At 43.4% G+C, this 11,824-nt stretch carries 10 protein-coding genes; 3 read left to right on the forward strand and 7 right to left on the reverse strand.

The window, feature by feature from the left end; translation table 11 throughout:
- Nucleotides 1–115: 115 nt before the first annotated feature.
- Nucleotides 116–1,657 carry an oxygen-independent coproporphyrinogen III oxidase gene (gene hemN, locus IOD06_RS08085; RefSeq protein ID WP_194620483.1) on the forward strand — a complete coding sequence of 514 codons (1,542 nt, stop codon included), beginning with the start codon at nucleotides 116–118 and terminating at the stop codon, nucleotides 1,655–1,657.
- A 234-nt stretch (nucleotides 1,658–1,891) separates the two neighbouring features.
- Here hemN and IOD06_RS08090 read toward each other — a convergent pair whose 3' ends face one another.
- The 6 genes from IOD06_RS08090 to IOD06_RS08115 form a co-directional block, all read right to left on the reverse strand.
- Entirely contained in the window at nucleotides 1,892–3,307 is a 1,416-nt protein-coding gene (locus tag IOD06_RS08090; protein ID WP_194620485.1) for an esterase-like activity of phytase family protein, read from the reverse strand.
- A gap of 210 nt (nucleotides 3,308–3,517) precedes the next feature.
- Nucleotides 3,518–4,378, reverse strand: a complete 861-nt coding sequence (locus IOD06_RS08095) for an SPFH domain-containing protein (RefSeq protein WP_189583983.1) — start codon at nucleotides 4,376–4,378, stop codon at nucleotides 3,518–3,520.
- A gap of 12 nt (nucleotides 4,379–4,390) precedes the next feature.
- A complete protein-coding gene (locus IOD06_RS08100) occupies nucleotides 4,391–4,888 on the reverse strand; it encodes an NfeD family protein (RefSeq protein ID WP_189583980.1) in 498 nt (165 codons plus the stop codon).
- A 199-nt stretch (nucleotides 4,889–5,087) separates the two neighbouring features.
- A complete protein-coding gene (locus IOD06_RS08105) occupies nucleotides 5,088–5,648 on the reverse strand; it encodes a porin family protein (protein WP_194620486.1) in 561 nt (186 codons plus the stop codon).
- Nucleotides 5,649–5,855: 207 nt separating this feature from the next.
- On the reverse strand, nucleotides 5,856–6,410 hold the full coding sequence (locus IOD06_RS08110; protein WP_189583977.1) for a porin family protein: 555 nt from the start codon (nucleotides 6,408–6,410) through the stop codon (nucleotides 5,856–5,858).
- Between the two features lie 110 nt (nucleotides 6,411–6,520).
- A complete protein-coding gene (locus IOD06_RS08115; protein ID WP_010197225.1) occupies nucleotides 6,521–7,066 on the reverse strand; it encodes a porin family protein in 546 nt (181 codons plus the stop codon).
- A gap of 288 nt (nucleotides 7,067–7,354) precedes the next feature.
- Between IOD06_RS08115 and IOD06_RS08120 the strand changes: the two genes are divergently transcribed.
- Together IOD06_RS08120 and IOD06_RS08125 are read left to right on the forward strand one after the other, a co-directional pair.
- A complete protein-coding gene (locus IOD06_RS08120) occupies nucleotides 7,355–8,587 on the forward strand; it encodes an 8-amino-7-oxononanoate synthase (protein WP_194620488.1) in 1,233 nt (410 codons plus the stop codon).
- A gap of 176 nt (nucleotides 8,588–8,763) precedes the next feature.
- Nucleotides 8,764–9,573 (forward strand): methyltransferase domain-containing protein, encoded by an 810-nt coding sequence (locus tag IOD06_RS08125; protein ID WP_194620490.1) that lies wholly within the window; start codon nucleotides 8,764–8,766, stop codon nucleotides 9,571–9,573.
- 260 nt (nucleotides 9,574–9,833) lie between these two features.
- On the opposite strand, the gene dnaK is transcribed toward IOD06_RS08125, so the two are convergent.
- Nucleotides 9,834–11,774, reverse strand: a complete 1,941-nt coding sequence (gene dnaK / locus IOD06_RS08130; protein WP_194620492.1) for a molecular chaperone DnaK — start codon at nucleotides 11,772–11,774, stop codon at nucleotides 9,834–9,836.
- Nucleotides 11,775–11,824 lie beyond the last annotated feature (50 nt).

The raw sequence follows: 11,824 nt of genomic DNA on the forward strand, positions 1-11,824 counted from the left end.
TATCCTTTGCAAACCAAGTCACTACTATCGCTAAAAGACGCTGATACGTTATCTATTATCATTAGTGTATAAGGTTGCTTTAATAGGCGCAAACAGCATCAAAAAGGAATGCCACATGACAGAACACTCTGAAACAAACACCCAGCAGCCTTATAATCGTGCAGGAGAGCAACCCACCACGGTACGCCCTGTCATGCAGCCAGACAACCCTTACGCCAGTACGCGCGGCAGTATTATGACCAAGCAGCTACCTACATTTGATGAATCGATTATCAATAAATACAATCGTTCAGGGCCACGCTATACCTCTTATCCAACGGCATTAGAGTTCTCACCAATCGCTGATGGCATTGAAACAACCATTCTCCAAAATCGCGAAGCCCGTGCGCCATTATCGCTCTATTTCCATATCCCATTCTGTCGCCATCTCTGCTATTACTGTGCCTGCAATAAAATTATCACCAAAAAAAATAGCGACTCAGGCGATTATTTGCAGTACTTAATCACTGAAATTAGCCACAAGCGGCGTTTATTATCTGCACCAGAGGGCAGCAGCAAGCCACTCGTTAAGCAGCTCCATTTAGGTGGAGGCACGCCGACGTTTTTAAGCGATAAAGAGATGGGTCAACTGTGGGATTTTTTGCAAACCCAGTTTGAATTTTTACCCGAAGGTGAAGGCGACTACTCTATTGAGATTGATCCCCGTGAGCTGGGTGACGAGACATTAAAAACGCTACGCAATCTTGGTTTTAACCGCGTCAGCTTAGGTGTGCAAGACTTGGATGAGACAGTACAAATCGCTGTCAATCGTGTGCATTCAGCAGAAATGATCGAGAATGTGCTCACTGAGGCACGCGAGCTGGGTTTCCGTTCTATCAATATTGACCTGATTTATGGTCTGCCGCATCAAACGCCTGCAACCTTGGATAAAACCGTACGCCGCATCATTGAGATGTCACCAGATCGTCTGTCGGTATTTAACTACGCGCACCTGCCAGAACGCTTTAAAGCCCAGCGTCAAATAAAAGACGCAGACCTGCCAGACCCAGCGGCTAAGCTTGCCATGCTCGGCAATATCATCAACACACTGACCGAAGCGGGCTATCAATATATTGGTATTGATCACTTTGCCAAGCCTGATGACGAGCTAGCGGTGGCGCAGCGCGAGGGCAAACTGCATCGTAATTTCCAAGGTTATACCATTATGGGTGACTGCGACTTGCTAGGCTTTGGTGTCTCCTCTATCAGTCAAATTGCCAATGCCAATACACGTTATATTTTGCAGAATGATACTGATTTACAAGCGTATCAGGCCAATATCGCTGCGTCGAAAAACAACCCTACTATCATGCCAGCGGTAAAAGTAATTAAAACGTCGATTAAAGATCGCTTACGTGAATATGTGATTATGAAGCTACTCTGTCACGACTATATCGACTTTAAAGATGTGAATCAGAAATTCGGTGTCGACGCCATTACTTACTTCATTGATGAGATTCAGCAATTGGGCGAGATGCAAGATGACAAGCTCATCGATATGGATGCCGCTGGGATTCGGGTCTTACCAAAAGGTCGCCTACTCGGTCGCAACGTCGCCATGGTATTTGACGAGTACTTGGCAAAGAAGCATCAAAATCGCTTTTCTAAAGTTATCTAACTATAGTCAAAACATCCTAAAGACGCGGCGGTATTGCTAATATCAGTTTTTTGTAGCCTCTGTCTGCGCAGGCACAGCAAGCAAGGAAAATTGATATCAGCAGTGCATCATGTATAGATATTACTTTTTACTGACTATAGACTGGCTTTTGAGTTAGTTATTAGCAATAAAAAAGACCTCAAGCGAGGTCTTTTTTATTGCTAAATGCGGCGACTTACCATCCGTCACCTATCACTACTCAATAGGCATGACGATGTACAGTCTATTGGCATCTATGATGGTTTTTTCTTTATCGAGATATTTATGTTCAACGGTGCTTTTTGGTTTCTTATTATCCCGCCCTACTATGTCCGTATCTGTCATCGCTGAATCTGTGATAGAAAAGTCATCATCGTTTAGCAACCCAAGTGAGCCATCTTGGCGTAGCCACAGACCTTCAAGTTTGTCATGTGGATAATCTAGAGTAGCAAGTACATCGACGACTAAGGTTTTCTTAACGGACATAATATTGATATTTTTAAGTACCTGCCAGTTATCTTCGTCGGCTGCAATAAGCTGCTCAAGTGTTTTTCCTTCGATGGTTAAACCAACATGCTCATCTTGTTTAATCGCCTTTAGGTGGTTGGCAGTACTAATGGTTTCTATGTCTGTTGCCTGTGAGAGGTTAATTTTATAAATATATTTTTTTGCCGACTCATCTTGGAGTGGCAATTTACGATCATGTTCAATGAGATAAAATTCATGATCGCTGAGCGCGACTAACCCTGACACCACATGCTCCGCTACATCAAGACGATATAAGTATTGAGCGATCTGGCCAGATTTTAGGTTAATGGTAATAACCCGTGTCACGCTAGAACCGCGCCCTGATTTGTCAGGATTGTCCATTGACGATTCTATAATGCCTACCAGCGTGGTTTGATTTGGCGTAATCGTTAATGCTTCCATGCCACGATTGGCGCGGCGCTTGGTAAACTCCATCGGCAATAAAATTGGCGTGTCATCAATCATCACATTGTTACGCTCATCACTAGCAAATGGGTTGATACGCTCAATCTCTAACCCATCCGCGTCATAGTGGACGAGATGTGGACCATACTCATCACTAATCCAAAAACTTCCGTCTGTAAGTGCAGCGAGTCCTTCGGGGTCTAAACCATTGATATCAGTCTTGATAGGATTACTCACTGCATCAAAAGGCAAGTTAGGATTTACGGTCATCGGCTGACCATCGATATCATAGGGCACTTCATTGGTCCCGCCCAATGCTTTTGGATTCGGTAGCCCAGAGATAGGATTGCCATTGCTGTCTTTTAGCACTATCTCTTTTATCTTGATAATTTTGCCGTCCTCATGTAACTCAAATAGCCCGATAGACGGTGTATAATTCGGCACTAAAAACTGCTTACCTTTACCCGCAATCCCATCAAAATCAGCATTGGGACCTCGATCAGTAAGTACATAAAACTGATTGGCATTGGTTGGATGTGCCGCTGCGTCTGAGCCGTATCCGCCACTACGAATCTCTAATTTTTGCTCAGGATAGGCGGCATTAATATGTGTCGCATCAAGCACGGTATAAGGTAATGGGCTGCCTTGAGGGAAATTCTCTATTGAGATTATTTCAATATTTGGATTTTGCTTGGTCATTGTTTTTTCCTTGTATCAGTATTTTTATTATTTGAGAAAAGGTGTTTTATGTTTCATTTTTCGCGCCTGAAAAACCAGCAAAAATAGTATGATCAAATTTAAGTCAAAAAAATAGCCAGTGCTTCGCATACTCACTGGCTATTTTTATAAGTTGTAGCTATGTGATCAAAGAACATGTGATCAAAGTACATGTAATCAAAGCACCATTGCTTAAACCTTCAGTTTATCACCCACCATACCTTTCACTGTACTGAGGATATCAGCAGGTAATACCACCATTTTTGCGTTATCAGACTCAGCCAGCTCACGAATCGCCTTGATATATTGCTCACCCAGTAAGTAAACAATCGGCATCTCTTCAGTGCCCATGGCATTGGTAATCAAACGAATAGACTCTTCTGACCCTTTGGCAAGCACCACTTGTGCCTCTGCATCACGACGTGAGGCTTCCAGACGCCCATCTGCCTCTAAGATAGCAGCTTGCTTTTGACCATCAGCACGCGTCACCGTTGCACGGCGTTGACGTTCAGCAGCTGCCTGCTCTTCCATCGCTGTCTGCATGGTCGCTGACGGGTTGATATCTTGAATTTCTACTGTTTTTAGCGTGATACCCCAATCAGAAATATCTTCTGAGATGGCATGCTTGAGTTTGGCCTTGATCTCGTCGCGGCTAGATAATGCGCTATCCAGATCCATCTCACCGATGATTGAACGTAGCGATGTTTGTACCAGATTACGAATACCGTATTCATAATCTTCGATACCATATACCGCCTTATCAGGACGAACGATATTAATATAAGCGACAGCGTTCGCGATAATAACGACGTTATCTCTCGTGATGACTTCTTGAGAAGGAATATCGAGCACGATGTCTTTGGTCGTCACTTTATAAGACACATCGTCAACATAAGGAATAATGAGGTTTAGCCCTGGTTCTAGTGTTTGGCTATATTTACCAAGACGCTGCACGACCCACTTATACCCCTGCGGTACGATCCGAACACCTTTAAATACGGTAAACACCACCAGCGCGATCAAGACCACCATTACGATATTGAAACTTCCCATATTTCACCCCTATTATATTTGCACACTTTTATTTATCGCTGCCTGCGATTTCATACTACTGACGACCAATTCATTACCAACGATATCGGTCACGATCACCCGATCACCGACCGCCACTTGTTCCCCTTGCGTGCGGCACATCCATTCAGCCGCTCCCACGATAGGCACACTAAACCGTACCATGCCCGCTCTTTCAGGCTGCGGCGGTACGATAATCATACCAGTCTCACCGATAATGACGCTGCCGCCTAGCCCTGCCTTGGTACGATCCACTGACAGAGGCTTGATAAATTTAAACCATGCCAATAGAAACACCGCAGAAAGTACCAGCCAAATAACAATTTGGATGGCGAGCGAGATAGGTAATAGCCACGACAGTGCCGCGACGATAATAGCAGCAGCACCAAACCAAAGGCTGGCAAATGTCGGAACAAACATCTCGACAATCAGTAGCACAAAGCCTAATACCAGCCAATGCCACGGTTCAATCATCCAGAGCATCTCAATCATTGATATATTCCCTGTCTTTGTCATTCTAGCTTTCAATGTAGCACATTTTTAGAGCGATAATGCCTTAAAAATCATTAATATACTGCTGACTTTGCCGAGTAAAGGCAAAAGCCTAATGAGTATTTGTAAATGCCTCAACCAAAAAAAACGACCACATCCGTGATCGTTTTTTTATTAATCTCTTTGCAGTCAGGCTAACTTAGAATTTTACATGAGCACCTAAAGTAACGCCACTTACCTCGAGATCATCCACTTCAGGATAGATGTTATACATAGCTTCTACAGAAGCCATAGGAGTGAGGTTATAGCCCAATCCTAAGCTACCAGCGACACCTGTATCAGAAACGCTAAAGCTCTCACTGTTGCTAGCAATAACTTTATCTGTATAGTCTACATCAATTTCATTTTTCGCAACACCTAGGCGGCCTTTGGCGTATAAACCGGTATTTGGAAAATTGTAATCATAAGTCGCATAGAGACCATATACATCAGCACTATATTCTGACTTTTCAAAGGTGTCATCAAACGCATCTGCATCATTAGTCGTCAAATATTCAGCTTCCACACCAAATTCTGGAGTGAATTTATAGCCGCCATAGACACCGTATGATACTGCATCATCTTCCACATCATCTGGACTGTACTGACCCAGTTTTACACCAGCATATGGCTGACCAGCGTAGTTAATTGCTGCTTGCGCACTAATACTCATTAGAGAACTAACTGATAATGCGATCAAAGCTTTTTGTAAAGTATTCATATGTCTTCCTATTAAATAAAACTAAAATGTAGCCTGAGTGGACATAGCAGAGCACATAAGTTAGCTGAACTATTGTTGAATTCGAGATTCTAGCAGAAGATTATTTTTAATGCATTCTTTTTTAATGACTTTAACCGTAGCTTTTTTCGTACAAAAAAACGACCGCCGAAGCGATCGTTTCTTATTCTATAATTAACTAGCAATCATTTAGAACTTTAGCTGTGCACCAACCGTCATAAGATCAGCATCGCTACCTAGCTTGTCGTATTCAGCTTCGACGCTAAAGTTAGGATTCACTGAATAACCAAGGCCTACACCACCAGCAAGACTGGTATCACTTTCTGAATAAGTCTCAGTTCTGACTTCAGTGTTGCCGATATTGCGGGTGAAGTCACCTTCTATCTCAGTTTTAGCGACCCCTAGTTTACCTTTGGCATATAAGCCAGTATTAGGGAACTGATAACGGTAAGTACCGTATGCGCCGTAGCTCTTAGCATCGATATCACCGCCGCGATAATCCGCGTCGTCTGAGCCGACATATTCTGCTTCGACACCGAAGTTAGGATCGAAATTATAGCCACCGTATACACCATAAGCGGTTGGATCATCAGCGCCGTCTACGTCTAGGTCAAACTGACCGACTTTAGCACCGATGTACGGCTGCCCAGTATAACCGTTGCCATAAGAAACGGCGGCTTGTGCACCCATGCTTACTAAAGAACCAGCGGCTAGTGCAAGTAATGTTTTTTGTAGAATTTTCATTGTGTTCTCCTAATATCGTCTTTTTTTAATTGCTTTTATATGAATTATTGGGGTAAGAAACGACCAGTAGACTGACCATTTCTTGCTTTTATCATGAAACTATCTGAGATTTAGAACTTAAGATGTGCGCCAACGGTTAACAACTTAGCATCGACATCACTGTCCATCATTGAGTATTCAGCCTCAACACCGAAGTCAGGGTTTACTGAATATCCAAGACCGACACCACCAGCGATACCTGTGTCACTAGTAGAGTTTGACACTCTAACTGGACCAACAGTATAGTCACCTTCTACTTCAGTTTTGGCGACACCAAGTTTGCCTTTAGCGTATAGTCCCGTGTTTGGGAAAGCATAACGGTAAGTACCGTAAGCGCCATAAGTCTTGGCATCGAGATCACCGTTTCTGTAATCAGCATCATCTGAACCGACATACTCTGCTTCAACACCGAAGTTAGGATCGAAGTTATAGCCACCGTATACACCATAGGCCGTTGGATCATCAGCATTATCGACGTCTAGATCGAATTGACCGACTTTAACACCAACGTATGGCTGACCGGTATAACCGTTACCATAAGAGACGGCTGCTTGTGCACTGACCGTTAGTAAAGAACCAGCTGCTAGTGCAAATAGAGTTTTTTGTAGAGTTTTCATTATTAGCTCCTTTAACTTATATGGGCAAGCAAGTTATTCTTAATGGCTTTCTAAGCCTCATCGCCCTGCTTGCTAACGATGAATATATAGTAACAAAGTATTTCATACAGTCTGTCTGTGTTTGATGGCATCAGAGTTAAGATTTGCAAGCGTTTGTCAGCCTATGGGTTACAAAGGTCGAGATATGAAATTTTTTGTTACAAGTAGCCGATTTGTGCAATACTTCCTACTTATCAGGCAGTCAATGAATGCTAAAAAGTCAAAAATAAGATAAAGGAAGACATCAATATGACAAGTTCTATCGTTGTGCAACTGCAAGAATCATTGACGCATATGAAGTCTCAGCAGCAATACCGTAGTTTACCAAGCTTAGAACATCAAGGACGTTATGTGGTCAGCCAAGGTAAGACACTGCTGAATATCGCCAGTAACGACTATTTAGGCTTGGGCAGCGATACGGAGTTACAAAGCGAGTTTCTCAAGCAAATAGATCGGTTACCAGCGGCACAACGACCAAAGATGAGTGCGACTTCCTCGCGGTTACTCACCGGCAACGATACCCAGTTGCAAGCTCTAGAGTCTGAGTTGCAAGCGTGGTATCAAGCTGCCGTAGGCAAACAAGGCCTATCTACCCCAAAATCTGTGCTGGTATTCAATAGCGGCTATCATGCCAATATTGGTATCCTGCCAGCTCTGACGGCGCTACCAGTCAAAACGCTTATTTTGGCTGACAAGCTGGTACATGCCAGTATTATCGATGGGATGCGGCTAAGCCAAAGCAAACTGGTCACCTATCGTCGTTACCGTCACAATGATTACGAGCATTTAGCCAGATTTATCGAGCAAGCAGATGAAACGGTTGAGCGCATTATTATTGTCACCGAGAGTGTTTTTAGTATGGATGGTGACCGTGCTGACTTACTTCAATTGGTACAATTAAAAGCCAAAGATGCTCGCATTGAGCTATATGTTGACGAGGCTCATGCCATTGGTGTGTTAGGTGACACTGGCTTGGGACTAGCGGAAGAAACAAATACCTTGACTGATATTGATTATTTGGTCGGTACCTTTGGTAAAGCATTTGCTTCAATGGGTGCTTATATCATGTGTGATGAGGTCGTCAAACAATGGATGATCAACGCCATGCGTCCGCTGATTTTTAGTACTGCATTGCCACCGATCAATCACGCTTGGACTCGCTTTATTTTAGCAAAAATGCCAAACTTGACCCACCAACGCACACATCTGGCGCAGATCTCTATCAAGCTTAGTCGAGCCATCGACCAACAACACCGCGCATCGCCAACTGCTCAAAATATAAGCTATGATTCACCTATTATCCCCTATATATTAGGCGACAATGCGTGTGCGCTTGGTAAAGCACAACAGTTACAAGCCGCAGGATTTTACGCGCTGCCCATCAGACCACCTACCGTTCCTGCGAACACCGCGCGTATTCGCTTAGTCATGAATGCCAAACTAACCAACGAAGACTGCGAACGGTTAATACAACAGTTATAATTCCACTATCTAGCAAGGACAATGGTCCTACTATAGTCGATTCAATTTAAAAGTAGTACAAGGCAACCGAACGTAGATGTATATTTAATACTTCAAGCGAGGTTAACGCAGTAATATTTTTATAGTGGAATGACTATATCGATTGATAATTGGCTCAATTGGATGTAATAAGATCTATGGAAATACTCGTTACACCTGATAGTTTTAGCGCTAGAAAACAAACCATTGCTCGCCATTTTGCCAGTGCCAGCGACTATGACCAGCATTCCAGTATTCAGCAGACAGTCTGTCAGTATTTATTAGAAAATATTGCTCATACCAAACAAAGCAGTGTATTAGAAGTCGGTGCGGGCACAGGTCAAATGACACGACTACTGGCTGAGCATATACAAAGCCAGCATTGGCTGATCAATGAATTGTGCGCTGAACAAGCGGCTACCTTGCAATCAATTTTACCAACGGCTGACATAGCGATTGGCGATGCTGAAACCATGGACTTGGAAGGAATACACAGCTTGATAGTCAGTGCCAATGCAGTGCAGTGGTTTGATAATCCGTTGAATTTTGTCACGCAATCAGCACACCGTCTACAGACTGGAGGTCAACTACTCTTCAGCACCTTTACGCCCAATAATTTTTTGCAAATTAAAGCGCTAACGGGTCAAGGCCTTGATTATCCAGATATCACTGAGTGGCAGTCAGCATTGACAAATGCTGATTTTGAGCATATCGAGCTTTCAATTGAGCGTTTCGACTTACCATTTATCAGCCCTTATGCTGTGTTGAAGCATATGAAACTGACGGGTGTCTCAACCAGTCAAACGCAAGTATCGTCAAGGAACACGCAACCTTTTAGATGGACGAAAGCGCGTTTACAACAGTTTGAGTCAGATTATTGGCAGCATTTTTCTGCACAAAACGAAGATGGCCAGCCTTGCGTTAATTTGACTTATGAAGTACTGACTGTGAGTGCGTTTAAACCCTAAATCAGCCATATAGTCAAAACATCCTAAAAATGCGACGGTATTGCGGATATATCGATATTACTTTTCACTGACTATGCCTAATATTACTAACAGAAATTATAGCCATAAAAAAACGCACCCCGAAGGATGCGTTTTTTAATTTAACTGCTTATCGACTCTACCATTTTCAAAAACTTGAGTAGCAAGGAAAACAAGCGTAAGTACTACATTGAGTAGACTAAGCGAGTTTGACGCAGCTAATCGCGTTTTTGGATTTGGTACTACTTCTTATCTTCGTCTACTTCAGTGAACTCAGCGTCAACCACGTCGTCATCAGCTTGGTTGCCACCAGCAGCATCCGCGCCTTCTTGGAATTGGCTTGGATCCATACCTTCAGCGCCAGCACCTGCATCAGCGTAGATTTTTTGGCTGATTGGTAAGAAAGCATTGTCTAATGCTTCAAGCTTGGCTTTGATGTCATCATGGTCATCTTCTTTAGCCGCTGTTTCAAGCTCAGTGATAGCCGTTTCTACTGTTGATTTTTCTTCGTCAGTCACTTTATCTGCGGCTTCTTTCAGCGCTTTTTGTACGGCATGGATGCGACCATCTGCTTCGTTGCGTACTTGCGCTAGGTTAGCGAATTTCTCATCTTCAGCAGCATTGGCTTCTGCATCACGAACCATTTGTTCAACTTCTTCGTCCGACAAGCCAGAATCCGCTTTGATCTGGATACTTTGCGCTTTACCAGTACCTTTATCCGTTGCTGAGATGTTCATGATACCGTCAGCGTTGATGTCAAAAGACACTTCAATTTGTGGTAGACCACGTGGTGCTGGTGGAATGTCCGTCAAATCAAAACGACCAAGCTGTTTATTTTGGTTAGCGATTTTGCGCTCACCTTGATATACCTGAATCGTTACAGCTGGCTGGTTGTCTTCAGCGGTTGAGAATACCTGTGATTTCTTAGTAGGAATCATGGTGTTTTTCTCGATAACTGGCGTCATGACACCGCCCATCGTTTCGATACCAAGGGTCAATGGCGTCACATCAAGTAGCAATACGTCCGTTTTTTCACCAGACAATACCGCGCCTTGAATGGCTGCACCAGCTGCTACTGCTTCGTCAGGGTTCACGTCTTTACGTGGCTCTTGACCGAAGAATTCTTGTACTTTTTGCTGTACCAGTGGCATACGAGTCTGACCACCAACTAGGATAACGTCATCGATGTCGCCGATTTTTATGCCAGCATCTTCAAGGGCAATTTTACAAGGGCCCATGGTACGTTGTACTAGCGCTTCCGTTAAGCTCTCTAGTTTTGAGCGGCTGATAGTAACAACCAAATGCTTAGGACCATTGCTATCGGCAGTGATATACGGCAAGTTTACTTCGGTGCTTTGGGCACTTGATAGTTCAATTTTCGCTTTTTCTGCCGCTTCTTTTAGACGCTGCATTGCCAATGAGTCACCTTTTAGGTTGACGTCTTGGTCTTTTTTGAACTCGTCTACTAAGAAGTCGATCAATGCTGAGTCAAAGTCTTCGCCACCAAGGAATGTATCACCGTTGGTTGCTAGTACTTCGAACTGCTGCTCGCCATCAACGTCAGCGATTTCGATGATTGATACGTCAAAAGTACCACCACCCAAGTCATATACAGCAACAGTGCTATCGCCTTGCTTTTTGTCCATGCCATAGGCAAGTGCAGCAGCGGTTGGCTCGTTGATGATACGTTTTACATCAAGACCAGCGATTTTACCCGCATCTTTAGTGGCTTGACGCTGTGAGTCATTGAAGTAAGCAGGTACAGTTACGACTGCTTCAGTCACGCTTTCACCAAGATAATCTTCTGCTGTTTTTTTCATTTTTTTCAAGATTTCAGCAGAAACCTGTGGTGGTGCTAGTTTTTTACCGTTGACTTCTACCCATGCATCGCCATTGTCTGCTTTAGCGATTTTGTAAGGCACCATGCCGATGTCTTTTTGCACGACTTTGTCATCAAAACGACGACCGATCAGACGCTTAATCGCAAACAAGGTGTTGTTTGGGTTGGTGACAGCTTGGCGCTTGGCTGACTGACCAACCAAAATTTCGTCGTCTTTATAAGCGACGATCGATGGTGTGGTACGCGTACCTTCAGCATTTTCGATGACTTTAACTTTGTCACCTTCCATTACTGCTACACATGAGTTCGTTGTACCTAAATCAATACCAATTACTTTACCCATAATCAAATGCTCCTAATTTGTTTTAAATATAAATACTTATATGTTCAGAC

Source organism: Psychrobacter sp. N25K4-3-2, assembly GCF_015351755.1.
GTDB lineage: Bacteria > Pseudomonadota > Gammaproteobacteria > Pseudomonadales > Moraxellaceae > Psychrobacter > Psychrobacter glaciei.